The organism is Pseudomonas sp. LFS074 (assembly GCF_047978165.1).
In the GTDB taxonomy this organism is placed as follows: Bacteria; Pseudomonadota; Gammaproteobacteria; order Pseudomonadales; family Pseudomonadaceae; genus Aquipseudomonas; species Aquipseudomonas putida_P.
In genome coordinates this window covers 879,173-895,950 of record NZ_JBFPFV010000002.1, presented here as the reverse complement: position 1 = coordinate 895,950, position 16,778 = coordinate 879,173, and the positions used below count along the sequence as shown (strand labels likewise).

At 58.7% G+C, this 16,778-nt stretch carries 23 protein-coding genes; 3 read left to right on the top strand and 20 right to left on the bottom strand.

The window, feature by feature from the left end:
* Positions 1–65: 65 nt before the first annotated feature.
* Both ACNQP3_RS22275 and ACNQP3_RS22270 read right to left on the bottom strand, forming a co-directional pair.
* Positions 66–419 (bottom strand): type II toxin-antitoxin system RelE/ParE family toxin, encoded by a 354-nt coding sequence (locus ACNQP3_RS22275; RefSeq protein WP_023628685.1) that lies wholly within the window; start codon positions 417–419, stop codon positions 66–68.
* 4 nt (positions 420–423) lie between these two features.
* A complete protein-coding gene (locus ACNQP3_RS22270; RefSeq protein ID WP_070086529.1) occupies positions 424–705 on the bottom strand; it encodes a type II toxin-antitoxin system ParD family antitoxin in 282 nt (93 codons plus the stop codon).
* Between the two features lie 113 nt (positions 706–818).
* Here ACNQP3_RS22270 and ACNQP3_RS22265 point away from each other — a divergent pair, with 113 nt between their 5' ends.
* Positions 819–1,169 (top strand): hypothetical protein, encoded by a 351-nt coding sequence (locus ACNQP3_RS22265; RefSeq protein WP_023628683.1) that lies wholly within the window; start codon positions 819–821, stop codon positions 1,167–1,169.
* 39 nt (positions 1,170–1,208) lie between these two features.
* On the opposite strand, the gene ACNQP3_RS22260 is transcribed toward ACNQP3_RS22265, so the two are convergent.
* The 5 genes from ACNQP3_RS22260 to ACNQP3_RS22240 are packed head-to-tail and all read right to left on the bottom strand — an operon-like array spanning position 1,209 to position 5,830.
* On the bottom strand, positions 1,209–2,738 hold the full coding sequence (locus ACNQP3_RS22260) for a conjugal transfer protein TraG N-terminal domain-containing protein (protein WP_023628682.1): 1,530 nt from the start codon (positions 2,736–2,738) through the stop codon (positions 1,209–1,211).
* The gene (locus ACNQP3_RS22255) at positions 2,735–3,091 is read right to left on the bottom strand and encodes a hypothetical protein (RefSeq protein WP_023628681.1); all 357 of its coding nucleotides are present in this window, start codon (positions 3,089–3,091) and stop codon (positions 2,735–2,737) included. The genes ACNQP3_RS22260 and ACNQP3_RS22255 overlap by 4 nt, the downstream gene beginning before the upstream one ends.
* A 2-nt stretch (positions 3,092–3,093) precedes the next feature.
* Entirely contained in the window at positions 3,094–4,455 is a 1,362-nt protein-coding gene (locus ACNQP3_RS22250; protein ID WP_023628680.1) for an integrating conjugative element protein, read from the bottom strand.
* 20 nt (positions 4,456–4,475) lie between these two features.
* Positions 4,476–5,411: a TIGR03756 family integrating conjugative element protein gene (locus ACNQP3_RS22245; RefSeq protein WP_038707443.1), complete on the bottom strand. Its 936-nt coding sequence runs from the start codon at positions 5,409–5,411 to the stop codon at positions 4,476–4,478.
* Positions 5,411–5,830 carry a TIGR03757 family integrating conjugative element protein gene (locus ACNQP3_RS22240; protein ID WP_023628678.1) on the bottom strand — a complete coding sequence of 140 codons (420 nt, stop codon included), beginning with the start codon at positions 5,828–5,830 and terminating at the stop codon, positions 5,411–5,413. The genes ACNQP3_RS22245 and ACNQP3_RS22240 overlap by 1 nt, the downstream gene beginning before the upstream one ends.
* Positions 5,831–6,022: 192 nt before the next feature.
* Here ACNQP3_RS22240 and ACNQP3_RS22235 point away from each other — a divergent pair, with 192 nt between their 5' ends.
* Both ACNQP3_RS22235 and ACNQP3_RS22230 read left to right on the top strand, forming a co-directional pair.
* Positions 6,023–6,304 carry a hypothetical protein gene (locus ACNQP3_RS22235; RefSeq protein ID WP_023628677.1) on the top strand — a complete coding sequence of 94 codons (282 nt, stop codon included), beginning with the start codon at positions 6,023–6,025 and terminating at the stop codon, positions 6,302–6,304.
* Between the two features lie 67 nt (positions 6,305–6,371).
* Positions 6,372–6,596, top strand: a complete 225-nt coding sequence (locus ACNQP3_RS22230; protein WP_038705586.1) for a hypothetical protein — start codon at positions 6,372–6,374, stop codon at positions 6,594–6,596.
* A gap of 316 nt (positions 6,597–6,912) precedes the next feature.
* Here ACNQP3_RS22230 and ACNQP3_RS22225 read toward each other — a convergent pair whose 3' ends face one another.
* The 13 genes from ACNQP3_RS22225 to ACNQP3_RS22165 form a co-directional block, all read right to left on the bottom strand.
* Positions 6,913–7,236: a hypothetical protein gene (locus ACNQP3_RS22225; protein WP_023628675.1), complete on the bottom strand. Its 324-nt coding sequence runs from the start codon at positions 7,234–7,236 to the stop codon at positions 6,913–6,915.
* A gap of 8 nt (positions 7,237–7,244) precedes the next feature.
* Positions 7,245–7,889 (bottom strand): DsbA family protein, encoded by a 645-nt coding sequence (locus ACNQP3_RS22220; protein WP_052062247.1) that lies wholly within the window; start codon positions 7,887–7,889, stop codon positions 7,245–7,247.
* The gene (locus ACNQP3_RS22215; RefSeq protein ID WP_023628673.1) at positions 7,882–8,187 is read right to left on the bottom strand and encodes a hypothetical protein; all 306 of its coding nucleotides are present in this window, start codon (positions 8,185–8,187) and stop codon (positions 7,882–7,884) included. Before ACNQP3_RS22215 ends, ACNQP3_RS22220 begins: the two co-directional genes overlap by 8 nt.
* A complete protein-coding gene (locus tag ACNQP3_RS22210) occupies positions 8,184–11,177 on the bottom strand; it encodes a conjugative transfer ATPase (protein WP_371858383.1) in 2,994 nt (997 codons plus the stop codon). Before ACNQP3_RS22210 ends, ACNQP3_RS22215 begins: the two co-directional genes overlap by 4 nt.
* Positions 11,177–11,626 (bottom strand): TIGR03751 family conjugal transfer lipoprotein, encoded by a 450-nt coding sequence (locus ACNQP3_RS22205; RefSeq protein WP_023628672.1) that lies wholly within the window; start codon positions 11,624–11,626, stop codon positions 11,177–11,179. The genes ACNQP3_RS22210 and ACNQP3_RS22205 overlap by 1 nt, the downstream gene beginning before the upstream one ends.
* A complete protein-coding gene (locus ACNQP3_RS22200; RefSeq protein WP_023628671.1) occupies positions 11,604–13,103 on the bottom strand; it encodes a TIGR03752 family integrating conjugative element protein in 1,500 nt (499 codons plus the stop codon). The genes ACNQP3_RS22205 and ACNQP3_RS22200 overlap by 23 nt, the downstream gene beginning before the upstream one ends.
* Positions 13,084–13,980 carry a TIGR03749 family integrating conjugative element protein gene (locus tag ACNQP3_RS22195; RefSeq protein WP_023628670.1) on the bottom strand — a complete coding sequence of 299 codons (897 nt, stop codon included), beginning with the start codon at positions 13,978–13,980 and terminating at the stop codon, positions 13,084–13,086. Before ACNQP3_RS22195 ends, ACNQP3_RS22200 begins: the two co-directional genes overlap by 20 nt.
* Positions 13,977–14,627, bottom strand: a complete 651-nt coding sequence (locus ACNQP3_RS22190) for a PFL_4703 family integrating conjugative element protein (protein ID WP_023628669.1) — start codon at positions 14,625–14,627, stop codon at positions 13,977–13,979. Before ACNQP3_RS22190 ends, ACNQP3_RS22195 begins: the two co-directional genes overlap by 4 nt.
* An 8-nt stretch (positions 14,628–14,635) precedes the next feature.
* The gene (locus tag ACNQP3_RS22185) at positions 14,636–15,019 is read right to left on the bottom strand and encodes a TIGR03750 family conjugal transfer protein (RefSeq protein ID WP_023628668.1); all 384 of its coding nucleotides are present in this window, start codon (positions 15,017–15,019) and stop codon (positions 14,636–14,638) included.
* A 13-nt stretch (positions 15,020–15,032) separates the two neighbouring features.
* Positions 15,033–15,332 carry a TIGR03745 family integrating conjugative element membrane protein gene (locus ACNQP3_RS22180; RefSeq protein ID WP_230852930.1) on the bottom strand — a complete coding sequence of 100 codons (300 nt, stop codon included), beginning with the start codon at positions 15,330–15,332 and terminating at the stop codon, positions 15,033–15,035.
* Positions 15,333–15,398: 66 nt separating this feature from the next.
* On the bottom strand, positions 15,399–15,632 hold the full coding sequence (locus ACNQP3_RS22175) for a TIGR03758 family integrating conjugative element protein (RefSeq protein WP_371040110.1): 234 nt from the start codon (positions 15,630–15,632) through the stop codon (positions 15,399–15,401).
* A gap of 2 nt (positions 15,633–15,634) precedes the next feature.
* Complete coding sequence (locus tag ACNQP3_RS22170) at positions 15,635–15,952, bottom strand: RAQPRD family integrative conjugative element protein (protein ID WP_028690570.1); 318 nt, start codon at positions 15,950–15,952, stop codon at positions 15,635–15,637.
* A 503-nt stretch (positions 15,953–16,455) separates the two neighbouring features.
* The gene (locus ACNQP3_RS22165) at positions 16,456–16,764 is read right to left on the bottom strand and encodes a hypothetical protein (RefSeq protein ID WP_023628663.1); all 309 of its coding nucleotides are present in this window, start codon (positions 16,762–16,764) and stop codon (positions 16,456–16,458) included.
* Positions 16,765–16,778: the final 14 nt, after the last annotated feature.

Here is a 16,778-nt window from a genome sequence, read left to right as displayed (position 1 = left end):
GCTTTTACCCTTGTGATCCATTCCATTATCCATTCAAGCCCATTTTCTGTTGAGCCATTTACCCTTTACTGCTGATGCAGGTGTTTCAAATTCTGTGCGACCTCCATAGCATCGTGGAGGACTCGTAGTATCTCAACGATTTGATCTGTCCCAGCTCGGTAGAACACGATATGTCGAGGTCTAATCACGCGGCCGTCAGTCATCTGCAGCACGTTGAATGACAGATGCAGGCTACGAAGGCCCGGGGAAAGCTCATCACGCATTTTGCTGTCTACCGGCGTCGGCTGTTCAGCTAGGGCGAGGAACGTCTGCTGTAGCAGGTCTTGATACCGACTCCTGACGGACTGACCGAGCCTCACCTCAGTGAAGCGAAGCGTATCGGCGATGTCGATGCATGCCTGGGGGGACATGCGAACCATGGCCCTACTCATGCTTTTCGCCCGCCAGTCTTCCAAGATTATTGAGGTAGGCTGCCAGATTGGCCGGATCGATTTCATCGTATTGGCCTGCTTCGACCTGCATGATGCCCACTGATGTTGCGTTGCGCAGCGCTTCGAGTCTGGCTGCCTCAGCTGCTTCATGCTCAAGCAGCATCCGGATGCCTGCACGCACGACCTCGCTGAAGTTCTGGTAACGACCCGTGCTGACTAGGTCATCAATGGACTGCTCCATTGGCTGTGGAACGACGACATTGTGGGTGGCCATGGATGTGAACCTGATGAGTGGTGATGGCGTTTTATGCCATACCCCTTGCGAAAATGCCAAAGCTGTCGTATATCTGATGGCAAGATGCTCTCATAGGGCAAGGAGATTGAATCATGACTGCAGCCGCCAAACACTCGATTGCCTTCCGCTTAGGCCGGGCCCTGGGAGGTGTGGCGCGCTTCTGCATGCATGACTTGAATCCGACAGTCCGTTGGGTTAAGCGGGTAGTCCTCGCCATGGTAATTGCGCTCATTTTAGCCAACTCGATAAGCTGGCTTATGTCGGTGCTGCTGACGGTCATTTCACTTGCTCTCGGCCTGTACGCACTTTCCAAAGCTGACCTGGATAAGGTTGATATGTTCTCCGAGGATAAAGAAGCCCCCTATGGTCGGGACGGAGTTATGGGCTGCCCTCTCAATATGTGGGGCGAGCGTACTGACGGTCTTGATCGGGATCTTCCTTGAAAAGCTTGGTCTCAGTAAAGGACCAAGCTTTTATCAACGCTACTGCCCACCGATTGACTTCACTGCCTTCTGAGCCATTTGTCCCCCTTCGCTGCCAGCTTTTCCTACAGCGTCGGTTCCTTTGGTTAGACCGTTAAGGATCGTCCCTGTTTGCACTCCAGCCCAGCCGAGAGCAACTATCCAGAAGGTCGGGAGGATGATGAACATCGAACCCATGACGAAGTTCAGAATCGCGTCTTGAGTGGTGGTGTTCAAGCCCATCACTGGATCAAAGGATAGGTGTGGTGAGCCCGAACCATACAAAACGTCGATGATTGTGCTGTCGACCCATCTTGCCAGTTGGAACCAAAAGTCTACAAATATTAACGCGAACATTGTTACTGACATGGTCATGGCAACTTTCAGTTGATACGCACCGATTATCAGCACCAGTGGAATGCTGATGACCATGGCCATCTTGAGGAAGGCCACTACCATCGGTAAGGCTTGGCGCACCATGTCCATCGCCGGGAAGAAGGCCAGCGACCCGACGGCGACCCCCAATGTTCCGCCTGCACGTGCAAGGCCGTTCCAGACGGTTCCATCGACCTGTCCACCATAATCGGTGTAGACGTCGCCGTTGACCTGGCTAGAAGGCGACACGAGCTGGCGAATCATCGAGTCGGTGACTTCCTCCTGGGACAGCCACTTTGCCCACCCGAGGAACTGGTTCAGCAAACTAGGATCGACTTGGGCTTTCAGTCGGTCCCGCAGGCCGATGTTCCCGTCAGACCACCACTGTTTGCAAGTGGGATACCCACCACCACCGGTAACCTGGGGCATGCCATCATCTCGTTTCGTGTCATACGGCCAGGATGTACGGGGTGTTCTGGAGTAATCCGTGTCGTAGTAACCAGCCGTGTTCAGCAGGTAGTGGGACCCGATCCAGTTCAGGTCCTGTAGGGCCTTCTGGTCTTTGGCGATCGACCCAATGTCGGGCTGACGCATGAACAGGCGCGCGCGGGAAGGGCCGAAGCAATCATGGGTGAAGTCTGCCACCTCCTGCGCGAGCAGAGGATTGCCGATCCTCATCGCGTCGACCTCCATGCGCATTTGCCTGAGATCTGTACCGCAGGGGATTGCTGCAACAGCGCCGCTATTCAACCCCTTGGACAGCGCGTGTACGAGCGCCCACCACACCGGCACCTTCGCGCTCTTGCCGGCCAACGAGCTGAAGGTGGTGTTCCAGCCTGTCTCCGAGGGCGCCGGCGTCAGTACCTGGCACTGCTTCCCTCGCGCCTGGTCGAACTGCAGAGTGTCAAATCCCACGGAGATGGCTGGCACAGCACACAGTGAAACAACCACATACCCAACGTACAGCTGGGTTTCAATGCGAGCCAGGGACAGCACCCCCTTGTTGCCCTCGTCAGCGCCTTCTCCTCGGACTTTGATCCACTCACGGGCCACGATGATGATAAAGGGCAGGGCGAAAAGGCCCGTGTCCGAAATCATGTCCCAGATCCCGTTGTTGATGATCCACCCTACCAGGGTGAGGTAATACTCGAGGTAGTCGTTCGTATAGAGCGTCATAGGACCTCCGACCAGGTGATTGGCGCCTTCGAGATCTCGATGATCACGAACAACAGGAGTACCAGGAACTCGATCCGCTGAACCCCCTTGGACGACTGATCTTCGTCGCTCCCAGGCAGACGCGCCTTGAGCTTCACCCACGCGAAGACGATGCTGCCATAGAGGGCGAGTCGCCATAGCAACAGTGGCAGGTAATTGCCCTCACGCCACTTCAACCAGGTGTCGAACACGCCCAGATGATTGACCGCGATGACGCCGAGCAACACGCTCAGCAACAGCATCACCACGCTCAATAACACGCCTCCCAGGAGGACTTTGAGGGGGTGGGCTTTTTTCTCGACATCTTCCGCCATGGTCACTCCTTGCCGGCAGGCTTCTGCAGCTGAATCAGGCGATCCTGTTCAGGCGCCGCTTCGTAGATCGAGCGGGAACTTTCGGCGCGCGACTTGCTGCGCTCGATGATCTTCATCGGAGAGTTGTTGGCGAGCTGCTGCCGCATGTCGAGCTCGGTCTTGAGGTTGGTGATGAGTTGCTGAAGCGTGTCGACCTGGCCGAGTGTGGCCTCAACGGCGAGCTTGTTCGCATTCACGTTGGGTTCCTTGCTGCCTGTAATCAGCATGCGCTGCAGCAGCAGACCTTTCTCCAGGACATCAGCCAAGGCGACCTCGGATGCCAGGCGGGAGGCCAACACCGCCTGATCCCGCTCGTCACGAAGGGCAGTAACTACGCCGCGGGTAATGGGGAGGGAGTCACTGCTTGCTTCACGCAGCTTCTCGGAGGTGATCTGGGTCCCGGGCTTCAAGAGCTCCTGCAGGGCCGCGAGCTTCTTGTCGTATGTTTCCTGGATCAGCGGGGTCAAGCCCACACCCGGAGTCGATGTAGTCGTGCATCCTTCACAGGTCTGTAGCTGCTGTTCACCCAGGACCCGGTTTGCGAACTGGGCGGCTTCGGCCGGAGACTCCCAACTGCCGCATACCAGTCCATTGGAGCAGCTGGACTGCGGGATGCTCGAGGTGTCCTGAGCTGCGCGATTGTTGAGGAGGTTGTAGCCTGCTTTGGCAACATCCCCAACCACTTTGATGGGCTGCTGCCCATTGCCACCGGCCTGTTTACCGCCGACCCAAGTCACGCCGTTCGATCCTGGTGCTTGCTCGACCTTGTCGACCACTGCCACGGCATCGTTGCTCGATGCCAGGGCTTGCCCCATCTTCTGACCTTCGGCAACCTTGCCCCACCCCATCTGGCCGCCGGCAATGTCGGCCATCCGTTCGGCCATCGCCCTGCAGGTTCCCTTCGATCGGTCGTAGTCGAGGCGCGCCTGCAGGATCCCGTTGGTCAGCAGGTTGTAGAGGGCGGGATTTGCCCGCTGCAGGATCAGTGCCGGCAACGACGTGACAGCGCCGGTCGCGTTCTGGATGACGCTGCCCATGATCTGTTGGAAGCCCTGTGTTGCGCCGTTCAGCTGGTTCTGCAGGGTGTTGCTGAGGTCCATGTTTCCGCAGACCAGGTTGTTCTGCCAGCCGGCGCCGACGGTGATGCTTTCCATCTGGCCAGCGCTGCCCATCTGGACAGCGCTGCCGCCGCCGATACTGTAGAGCACGTCGTCCCCGATCACGCTGCCCTGGGACTCCACCTTGATTGGGTCGGCGGCCTCAGCCATACACCAGGTACTGCCCATGCCAGTAGCGAGAATGATGGCGATGGTAAATTTGTTCATATAGCTCTCCAGGTCTTATCTCATTGGAAGTCAGTGCTTCCCAGGAAGGTCTGGCCTTTGCGCTGGCAGCATGAATAGGGCCGCCACAGGGCCCAGGCATAGGCTTCGTCGACTGCATCGGCATTCGGGCCAGGGGAGGGGAACACGGCGCAGGTAGGGCTGATGGTTGGCGTCAGCTCCTGCCACTTGCCTGTGCTGGCATCACCTTCTTTCAGTTCCCCGGCAGGCCAGTAGCCAGGCTCCGGCAGGGAGCGCATAGGCAGGTATACGTGGGGTTGTCCTACCCGCGTCGTGATGTCACCGGCACGCTGGGCGATGACTGCACCGGCCTTGAAGTCGTCGACCTGGTGGATGAACCCGCTCCGTGGGTAGACGCTCCCCCACATGTCGGCCGAGAGAAGTCCACCGACCTCCCGCATGCCGGGGATCAGGGCCTCTGGATAGACGGATTCGGGAACCCCGTACCGCCATGCGAGGGTGTCCAGGGTGCTGAGCATGTAGGGCACGTAGGGGGTCGTCGCGCCGTGGCAGGAATAGCCAAAAGAGCTTACAAATCGGCTGAATACCGCAGCTCCAGGGTGGCCGATGACGTCAGCCTCCTTGAACTTGGTGATGTTGTTCTCGGCGTTGTGGTTGGTAGTCCCATCATTACCGGCTTGCGCCGTCGCATTCGGCGCCCCCATGGGGCTTACCTCTGTCCACGGATTCCCCCCTGTGTTGGCATAGGCGGATACCACTGCGTCCGGAATGTAGTGCCGGACTTTGGTTGAGGTTTTGACCGTGCAGCCAACGGGTGTGCAGAGCAGCCAGTAGCAGATGCCGACTACTTTGTATTCCAAGCAGGTAGGCGAGGTGGTGGAGGCGAGAATCGCCGCTGAGCTGATGGCCGCGTAGGCTGAGAAAGGTAGCGCCGAGGTTAGAAGCCCAGCCAAGGTGAGTCGCGAGATTCGTCTCATCATCGTCCCCTTGCCTGGTTGATTGCCTGAATGGCAGCAGCCACGTCGGGTTGGCCGTAGATCACAAACCGGCGATCGACAACGACTGCCGGCACCTTCGAGACCCCAACACTCCAGGCATCGGCATTGCCCTGCTGAGCGGCAGCTAGCTGTTGCATAAGGGCAGCTCCGGCCGGCGTGCCCATTAGTTGCCTAGCGGCGAGCGCGGCTTGGTGCGGGTTGGGTGGTAGCTTCCTGGACAACTGCTCCTCGATGCGCTGTTGATCATCGAGCTTGATGACACGCACATCTGCCGGTACGGAGGTGAGTGGGTGCGCCGCGTCTGTGATGGCCCAGGTCTCGGCATGCGCGGTACCGGTGGCCAGCGCGGCGACGAACAACGGGATCACTCGCGATGAAGGCGGGGGGATATTGAACATGAGGCTGCACCTGAAGTGGGGACGGGTACAGGAAAACGGATCGGCCCGCCAGGCGCAGTAGGAAATAGATATCTGACGGTACTTGGATTTCTCGGTGAATCCCCACACGGGCGTAAGCGAGGCGTTTTCGGTCTGGCAGACTCGTTGAGGTGACTCCATACTGCCCGGATCAGCACTTACACTGGAACGGACATGCGCAAAAGAGGACAAGTATTCTGGGAGTGGGCGGATCCCGATCTGCACTTCAGGAACTTCGATGAGCGGATGGCCGACGGCTCCCTCATTAACATTCAGGTGCGGGTCTCTCGCGAGCACCTGACTCAGCTATTTCTCGGTATCTATGCTCTGGATGGAAAGCTTTTGCTCGAAGAGGGCCATATGGACTGCAAAGGGCAGACTATGACGGCTGCGATGACCTGGGCCCTTAAACGCGCTCATTCTTGGATTGAGAGCGATAAACTCGCCAACCGATAAGCGGTTGATGGCGCTCAGGTGGCACTGGAGTATTTTCTATACCGGTTTGACGCAAGGAGGCAGGCTGGTGAAGGACGCCATACCCACCAACCAAGAAGTGGCGGCCATTCTTGGGATTGATGAGGCATCGGTTGAGAAGTTTCGGCAGGAGACCCATCGCCTGCAGGATGGCGCGTGGCTGGTGCAGTTTGCCTATTGGATGCCTCAGGAACTGCGTCAGGGTCTCACCGGTAGTTTCACGCTGACCATCACACTTCCTCCAGATCCTCATGATCGTCGAGAGCGTGAGTGAGTTGTGGGTATCCGGTCGCTGATGCCCAAGTCACTGCGGCGGATGATCGGTTTCGAAGTATTACTGCCTCCATGACATCCCGCTGCAGTTCACAAATATCGTTGTTGAGTTGCGTCACGGAGGCCGACAAGCCGACGGCATCGTGTGAGTCGGATAGCTGCTGATAGAGCTTTTCAAGTTGAACACTCAAAAAGCTGTGTCTACTGGCGAAACCTTGTAGTTCCATCATCCCGTTCACCTCCACAATCACACCGACAGAGACTGGGCGAAGGGAAGTCCGTTCCCCTCGGATCTCAGGTCGTTACAAGAATGTGAACTAGTCGAACCATTCCTCGTCACCTGGATCAAGTTCTTCCAGGTTCATATCGAGCTGCAGCTCGATCACGGTCCCGGGCGCTGGGGCATACCAGTCGACTATTACGAACCGACCTTTGCCTGTGGTCGCGTCATAGTCCATGAGCACGCAGTCGTCGTTCCACTCCTGGAGAGCCCAGCTCAGCTCATCGTGTGAGGGGAATTCTTCCCCGGTCGACTCAAGCTGAAACCATCCATGGCCAGAGCCTGCGCTTGGGAAGAACCTGCTTGGTAGATTGCTTTCTTCGTCATTATTGTCGATGCGGGAGACCGTGATCTTGATCATTACCCTGGCTACTCCTTGCTCGCAGTGGCCTGGGCTGCGAGGTCATCCACGACCGACAGCAGTGTGGCGCTATCCACGGGACCTTCCAGGCGCATGCTGTGCCCCGTCAAACTGTCGGTGACCTCGATCGTAGGGGTAGCGGCAATGCCCCGGCCCTTGGCCACAGCCAATTGCTGTTCAATGGCTGCTCGGATATCCAGTCTTGTCCTCGCGCAAGTGGAAAGACCTTCTGCAGAGATGCCAGGTACCTCCAACTCATCAGCGAGCCCCTGGCCATTGCCACGTGTGCGCAGCAGGACCTGGTCGATCGCTTCCCAGAACGCCGAAGCCCCGCCCAATGAACCCGCGCATTGAACGAGCCTTGCCTCTGATACTGCTGCAGGGCCATGACTATCGAGAGGGAAGTGATGCCAAGCGAGCTTCACGTTCTCTTGCTCGCTCACCCATCGCTTCAGTTGTGGCGTGTATGCCCTGCAGTATGGGCATTCCAGATCGGCGTACTCCGTGATCACCCAGCGGGCACTGGACGGACCGAAATACCAGGTCTCATCGGCGGGGCGTGCGCTGTTGTTCTTTGCCAGCAGCCAGCCAGCGCCGAGGCCAGTGATCGCGATGATGCCGACCACGATGAGTTTGAGCCTGTTCTTACGCATGCTCATCCCCCCGAGCATGAGGGGGGACCTCAGGCTGGCCGAGCTTCTGCAGGGCGGCCTGTAGATCGTGAATGGCTCCGTCAGGCTGAGGGTGCTCCTTCAGCCACTCATCCAACACGGACTGAACCAGCGGAATGATGTCGCGACGATCGAGGGCGTTATTTTTGATCTGTTGCAGCTCGTCAATGAGCACTGGTGCGCAAACCGACAATGACTGGAGTGTGTCGTGCCCGGGCTCTTTGAGCAGCTGGGTCAGGCTATCAATGATGTTCTGGGTCAGGGTATTCATGACTCTCATGCCACGCGCTCCACGGCCTTCTTTGATTCGGGTAAGGTGATGGGATAGGGAGTGATACCGCGTTTGTGGTCCAGGTCCGCGGCCACCTGCAGTGCTGCGTGTAGCTCATCGCAGCCGAGCGCCTGCATGGTTTCGTAACGCTGCCGCTTTTCTTCTGGCTCGGTCATGGCCAGAGCAAGGCACAGGCTGGGTGGCACCACACGGAACAGCATCTCGATCCGCTTGGCCAGGACGATGCCCTCGGTGAACTTGCCGTTTTCCTTTCGTGCCGAGAGCATCATCGTCTTCTGCGCCGGCGTGAGCTCACGAAAACGCGCGATTTTCTCCACCTCGTCAGGCGGCATGTTCAAGCAGATCCACCACTCGATCATGTTCAGCAGGGCGGATGCTTCTGGAGGGATGTCGTCAACGTTCTGGGTTGCCATCCAGTACCAGGCACCTAGTTTTCGCCACATCTTGGTGATCTTCACCGAATACGGGGAGAGCAGTGGCACCTTCAATGGGATGTGGCCTTCGTCGGTGAAGGCAATGAGTGGTCGGCCTTTGAACTGGTCCCGCTCTGCGATGTTGTTGATGGTGTTCAGCAGGGAGATGTAGGCGATGGCCATCTGGGCTTGATAGCCCTCACGAGCGTAGGTGGCCAAGTCGACGATTGTGATGTCAGCTTCCGGCCAGGCGGTACCAGGACGGTTGAACATCTCAGCCTCGGTGCCCATGGTGAACATCCCCATGGCCTCGGCCATCTCCATGAACCGGTTGCGCCGGCTTTCAGGGAGCTTGTCGTCGCTGGCCATCGCCTGCAGCGCTGCGCTGATGTCTTCAGTCAACACCGGACGGTTTTTACTTACGCACAGCTCGGCGGCGTTGATGATGCACTGCCGGATGGCACTGCGGTCGGCCCGAGTGAGTCGCGCATCCTCCTTCGATTCGCCGCCAGTGATCATCAGGCGGGCTGTGATCTCCAGCTCGCCCAGGATGTCCCTCTGTTCGTCCTCCATCCCCGCCAGTGCGTCGGTCAGGTGCTGGTCCGATGCATCCACGTCCGAGGCATCCAAGACCTTGACCTGGTCCTTGTTTTTTACGAGCTGCACGGCGTCGACGAACGGGGCGAGGCTCACGCCGCTACCCGGAGCGAGCCGTACCCGGTTGACGGTCAGGCCAAGCCGCTTGGCGAAATCGCCCAGCAGGCCGAAGCTGTTGCCGGCCTCGATGATGAAGAGTCGAGGGCGGTAGAGCGCAATGGCCTGCATGATCAGGTAGTTGGCTGTGGCAGATTTACCCGCGCCGGTGGGGCCGAACAAGAACAAGTGCGCGTTCATTTGTCGGTCGAGCTTGTTCAGCGGATCGAAGGTCAGCGCTGCCCCCCCTCGATTGGAAAGGGTGAAGCCCGGGTTACCTGTGCCAGTGGAGCGCCCCCAGACTGGAGCCAGATTGGCGATGTGCTGGGTGAACATAAGCTGGGTGTACCAATCCAAGGCGCGGTTTTCATTCGGGTCGAAGTTGCATGGCAACCAGCGCAGGTAGCTGTTTAGAGGAGCTACCTCGTCCTGTGACTGGACTGGTTGCATGCCGGCGCCGAGGAGCACGTTGCACAAGCTAGTCGTGCGCTCCTCGAGCACGGCTTTATTCTGACCACGGAGGAAAAACGCGACACTTCCCCGGTAGAGCTTGTGCTTTCGTCCGAGAAGGGACCGCGCCGTTTCAACGTCATCCCGGGTGTGACTGGACGCCTGGGTATCCCCGATAGCCTTCCTGGATAGCTGTTCGAGATGCCCTTCCAGCAGATCCTGCGGGGTCGGCACCATGGTGATGCACAACACGGTATCCTCCGGCAGCCGGTCGAACAGCGAGTTCAATGAGTCGGCCTGCTTGGTCTCACCGGTCAGATGCCCAGTGAGGGGGGCATTTTTCAGGCGATCCAGCATCACAACCCGGTGCGGCATGCCGTCGAACGACCAGAGACCGCTGTCGATATCCGAGCGCGGTTCTCTGTAGAACAAGTTCTCCGAGAAGTCGGTGCCGCTCGCCACCGGCAGCTCACCCTCTTGCAACTCGCGGGCTGGCTGGCACACCTCTTCGTAGAAACGTCGGATATCGCGCTCAGTCGACCCCAGGTGATCTGGGTGTGGATTGAACCAGCCTACGAGCCAACGCTTGATCGCATGGCCATCCATGCGTTTGGTTGTCACGCCGGCGTTGGCCAGGGATCCTTTAAGACGGTCGCAGATCGCTTTGAGGTAGGCGGCAGGCTCCTGGCCGCGCACCACGACGTCCTGTTTCTTTACTCGGCGATACACCACCAGGCGGACTTTCCGTGTCTGACCACGCCACGGGAGGTTGCTGACTGCCGTGTCGACGAACAATCCACCTGGCTTGGAGATAGACTCGAGGTGGTGGCGGAACAGCGCGAGGTAGAGCTTGGTGAAATCCGTGTTCTCAGCCCGGGGCTGGACGTAGGCCTGGAGTTTTTGCAGGTAGTCGGTCCAGTCCGTTTCGTCCTGGGCATAAAGCTGCACTACCCAGTGAGAGCTCTCGAGTTCGTCGAAACTGTCCTGCAGGACACCTTGCAACGCATCGCGAGCTTGTTGAAGCCAGTCGTCGGAGCGTCCCTCGGTCCCGATCGGGATCAACTCGAAAAACGCCGCCCTGGAAATGCCATCCTCGAGGAGCATGGCCTCTTCCTCGGGCAGGTATTCTGCCCATGGCAGCATGTCCACGAACGACGGGTTGACCTCGTATATCCTCGCCACGTCAGTTTTTGTCGCCGGCCGACGTTTAGGGTTTTGCCAGTCGATGGGTGAAGGGATGCCCATGGACTCCAGGCGAGCTATGTACCGGTCATTCGCAGCCTGGCGGTCTTCTTCGTTGATGACAGTACTGGCTGTTGCGGGATAGTCGTCGACAAGGTCGGTATCGGTTGTCGGCTGGCCGAGCACGGGCTCGATAGGCGTTGCAGGGCCTTTGCCCAGCAATTTGCTTATGAACTGCATCAGTACTCCTCCGTCCGCTCGCCTGGCATGGCGTACTGCACGCGTTGATACATCGGGAACACCGTGGTGTACCCCGGGACTGGGACTGGATCCGTACCAGCCAGGTGTGGGAACACGTACATCACCAGATCAGGGTTCGGGAGGCGCTTGAACTGGCTGTAAATTTCGTTCTGGGGCGTGCGGTTGAAGGCGTCAGCACTTGCCTGTTGGCGGGCCACCTGAGCCTCATCGAGCGGTCGGCGCAGCTCTTGGCGCGCATCCAGCAACATTCTGCTGTTGGAACTGCCAGAGCTCCCGCCAGACGTGCCGTGTTGCCACACGTCCATCATGTTGGCTTCCCCGTGGGGGAGCAGCTCGTCTTTGTCAGTCGTGCATCCGCCTAGAATGAGGGCGAGCACGAGCCAGGCGCCGGCCTGCAGGCGGGGCTTAGTCAAGGTTTGCGGATACATGGTTGGCTCCGGCGTTGTAATCGACCTTGCGGCCTTTGATCTCGTAGTCGATGGCGAGCTGCTGGTCCAAGTGGACGGCGACCTTCGCCCCGGGCTGTACGTACACGGCGGCGAAAGCTTCGCCGTAGAGCTTGTTCATCCAGGAGCGGATGTCGCTGACCCCACCGGTCAGAATCGCGCCCATGGCGGAGTTCCCCGAGGAGCCCGTGGTCCCGAATGAAGTTCCTCCGCTGCTGAAGGTAGTGGAGCTATTTTGCTCATCAGCCTTCAACAGTTTGGCGATGCCGGCGCCCGCGGCCGTCACCAGGGACTGGTTGGTCAAGTACTCCTTGGCGTTGGATCGGCGCTCGCCGGAGATGCAAGGAATGCCGTAGGAGTCGCTGATCCAGCCGAGTCCGCCCTGGATCGCTGGCTGCCCGTTACCGTTGCTGCTGTTCTGGTTGTTGTTCTGGCTGCCGTTGGCCTCTTCTGCCGGGGCAGGGAACGATCGGACCGTGCCATCTGCGAAGACGAACGTCAGGCTCCGGACTTGCCCGCGCACGCAGGACAATGTCCAGTCGCCTGATGCGGTACCGCTGGCAACAGCACCGACGACGTCAGGTATCTCGATGCCGTTTGCGGTGAGGTTGTCCGGACCGATCAGGACCTTGAAAGGGAAGGGATCATTGACTGTTCCATCGATCGGTACGCGGCCAATGAGCGCCGACATGGCCACCGACCCCATCAAGGTCGAGTTCTGGGGCAAGGTATAGGCTTTGCGTACTTGCTTGCGGGCATCCTGGGGAGACAAATCAGCGCCGACGTTCTGGGCCGTCGCGCTGAGAACTGTTTGGCCTTTGTCCAGGGTGCTCCCAAAGCTGGTGGGAAAATTGAAGCTACTGGCCGTCTGGGCGGAGCCGGGCTGAAGGGGTTTACCGCTAGCGTCCAAGGCAGTGGCATCGGTGGGTTCAACCCATACGAGTCCATTGGACTTCGTCCCTTTGTCGAAACCCGCGCCGTCACCTGGCATCACTCCGAGCCCAATGGGGAGGTCCTGCCCAGCGGCATTTGGGTTCTGCGATAGGTTATCCAACTGACGCTGGAACTGGTCCAACAGGCCCACGCTTTGGTTCTTCACCTGCTCCTGCAGCTCGCCCTTCGCATCATTCAGCTTGTTGTCGACATTCTGATCTATGCGCGAAAGCCGGAGCTGGAGCTCTGCATTCTGGTCCTTCAGTTCCTTGTTGTCGGTCAGCACCTTCGCGATCTGGTCTTTCACCTCCCGACTTTCAGCGACCACCGTGCGGAGGGTGTCGGCCGGAGTATCACCGTCCACCCCTAGCTTGCGTGCGGTGTCGCCTCCGATGATGATCGGTTTATCTTCAGGAGCCTTCGGCTCCTCTTTTTTACTCCCCCCCTTGAACACGATGATGAGCGCGCCGATCAGCACGGGGATGAGCAGGTACTTGAGGAGTGGATTACTTTTCAGACTGCCCACGGCGCCCTCCTGCTTTCGGATCAATTTGGCTGACCGAAGACGGCAGCAGGGCCTCTTTCAGCCCCTTTCCTTGTGTGACCAGGTAAAGCGTGGTGGTATCGCTGGCATTTCCACGAGCTCCGAGGTACGGGTGCTGGAATGTCGCCGTGGAGAAGTTGCCCATCAGCTCTGTTGCATTCATCGTCAACTGCTGGGCACTCAGGTTTCTGAGTTTGACTGCCGTGACATAGCTGTTGTCGAGGCGCCAAGCCCCCAGCACCGATGCTTCCACCGGTAATACCGGCAACAAGGTGCTGAGGTCCAGGGCTCGATCAACACGCACCTGGCTGATGCCGGCGACAGGCTCAACGGTCCGGAGTGGGGCGTACAGCATTTGCGCCGCATAGCGGGTCAGGGCCACCGGCGCAGGTGTCTCATGTCGCGGTGCCGGCGGAACATCCTCCTCCTCCTCCTCCGACGTCGCGGATCGCTTCGTCGGAGCTCGCGTCGAGGTGGTATCGCCGTAGTAGGTAGAAGGGGCCGCGCCGGCGACGATCTTCGCGGGTTCGAGCTTGGCTTGGCCCTCTGCCGCTGGTGTCGCGGCAATATCCACCAGCATGATCTCGCCAGTGGCCACATTCTGCAGTTGCAGCCTGGTCGGTGGAATTTCTTGGCTGGCCAGCAGGTAGACGGCGCCGCCAGTGCTCTGGACCCGCAGTTGGCCAACAAGCTGCGGAGGCATGCCTACCCGCACGTTCTGGTCGACGAACACAATGCGCTCTTGACCGACAATTAGCGGGATTGCCATGGGGATACGGTCCCACAGCAGCAGCTCTACCGCTTTCACATTGGCAACTGCAGAGAGGCCCAGAACAAGGAGGCACGCGCGCAGATTCATGGTTTCACCCCGGCTGCTTGCAGATCAACCTCGATGCGCTGCGGGTTGGACGCATAGCAGTTCCACATCAACCCGAACGGATTTTTCTCTGGATTGACGTCGGCCCGGACGATGGACAGTGGATAACGCGTCATTGCACGCTTGACCCGCTCGCCGTTCACCGACTCGTCAGCGAGTAGATCCAGATTGACTGTCCAATCGTTGATTCCGATTTCTTCCACGCGTAGCACGCCAGGGTCGGTCAACCCGTGGCCCGGGATTTCTGAGACATTCCGTTCACGGCGGCGCAGCTCACCGGCGTTACGGCGCATCTCGTAGTCTTTCTGCAGGTACTCCTTGCAGCCAGGGGTCACGTAGGACGCCAGACGCTCGATGTTGTCTTGGTAGTCGTCGTCCCCGTTCTTCTCCCAGCGCTGCATCTGCTGGAAGATATAGAACCCGAAGGCATACACGTTTTCTGGTGGCACCTCCCACCATTTGCGAGTACTGCCGGAGCGGAGGTCCGGCGGCACATGCACGGTCAGGTCTTCGGGGGCTTTGTGCCAGCCGTAAAACGCGAACAGGCTGACTGCGCCCAGCACAATTACCGCGATTCGCAAGCTGAGAATGTGTGCTTGCTGAGCATCCACTCGTTTTCGAAAACTCATGAAGATTCCTACTTTCCTGTACGACGGCATGTCCACGCTCCCTTCCGGATGACCAACTGGGGGCCACCGAGGAAGGGGAGGTGTTGAGCCTTGTAGAACTGGAGCTGGCGGTAAAACCATGTATCCGGGCGGCCGCGTTTCATCTTCCGGAGGATCCGGCTTGCCACGGTCAAGCCCAGAGCTCCACCTACAAGAGCGCAAGCGATGAAGAGAGCTGGGTTGCCGAACAAGAACGACACGGGGATGCCCAGAATCACGCCGGCCCCTCCACAAGCACCGACCGTTCCCCACATTTCATCCGCAGTGAGACCTCCCATGACGATGGGCTGCCTATTAAGGTTGTGGGGAAGGAAATCGAGCGTTCCATCCTTCAGGTAAGTGGTCTCAGCCATATCGCATCACCAGTTAGAGGACGCCAGTAGCTTTGGTGACCATGAAGATGCCGACGCCGATCAGGCAGATCCCGACCACAGCGGTGAGCCCCAGGTCTCGCCACTTTTTCTTGCCCTCATGGATATCGTGGTAAACGCCGTAGGCATGGGAGGCGACCCCCACCATCATGGCTCCGAGCAGGAAGAGACCGATCAGCATGAAACCGTCGTAACCGTAGTTCTGGATGGTTTGCAGCCAGCTGGTTCCCTCGCCGCGTGTTGGGGCTTGTGCTCCTGGTAATGCGGCAGCGGCAATGATTGGGTGCAGGCCCATAATCAATGCGGCGGCGCCGGTGAGTGACTTGGTGATGGTGCGGATAGACATCGGTTAGCTCCTTGGCTAGCTGAGAACGAGTGTGGCGAGGATCAGCAGCAGGACGATGACCTTGACGGTCGACGCGGCTGCAATGTTTCTGTCGATGTTCTGAGTCGCCCAGCCCCGGTAGATGCTGTACAGCGCCCAGGCACCCCACAGGGTCGACAGTGCGATGACGGTGCCTACGAACAGCACGGTGCTGGCCTGGGGGGTGACCCCGCTTGCAGCGTTGAAAGCTGCGACTTGAGTGCCGCTCATGCTCATGGCATCCGCCCGCCGGTGAGGGTGTATTTCCCAGCCAGCTCTGCCGGATCTCGCGGCTGTGCGCGACTTGGGGTCAGGTATTCTTGCAGGCCCTGGCGAACGCGCTGGATGTCGCCAGCCAGACGTTCATAGTCGAAGTAGTAGCGCTGGCCAGGTTCGCTGGCGATCGTGGCGCTGCGCCGCGCCGAGTCCTCCAGCGCGTTCAGCTGCCGGATCATCACCTCGATGTTGGCCTGTTCTGATGCACCGGCCGCCTGAGCGCTCGGTATTAGTGAAAAGCCGCCGCTGACGCTGATCAGCGCGCCAAGCAGGATTCGGCGAGGAGATACAAGGAGGAGGGATGGCTTGTTCACGGCTGGGCTCTGGGGCAACTGACTGTGGGCGTCAGAATGCCGAGACCAGGTGGAGGGGCGCCTCAAGAAATACTTATCTGAGGTCCGTAGAATTTTTTCTCTAAGCCGGTCACGCTTTGGTGAAGTGGATTGATCCACTTTGGTAGGGCGATTGAACGGCCCAGACCGATTACAATGAGCCGAAGTTAAGCCAAGGAGTAGGCATACGGGAAAAACTGATCTGTGGGGGAGTCTTATGCCGCGGAAAACCACCAACTCGCCGGTGTTTGAAGCTTGGGTATCGGACTTTCTGGGTGCCCGTTTCCGAGATGAAGGTTGCTACGACAAAGCGGTTTTGGCCGCCGAGATGCTTCAGCACCGACGAGAGGTGAGCTCAGTGGAGCTGGTCGAGATGGTCAGGAGGGCCAACGCCATGTTGGCCCTCCTTCCAGGGCATGATCATGAAGCCTAAAGCGCCTGATTGGTCAGGCTACTGACTCGCGCTTGAAAAAGAGCAGATATCCGACCGGCATTGGGAACCCGTAGGACCAGGCCTGGGCATTTTGATTGCCCACTTTGATCTCGCCCCGGCACACTGGCTGGGTGCTGACGAGTTCCCAGCCTTGGGCTCCGAGCTCGAGCATCTTCTTCTGCAGTTGCTCCTCTTCTGCCAAAAGAGACGCAACATCGGGCTCAAGCGTCTGTTCTGTGCTCTTAAATATCCAAGCGCCGCTAGTCGCGTTTTTGAATGGAATAGCGACATAGTCAGCGCGGTGTTCGAATTTCTTGCTCATAGTGACTCCTTTAT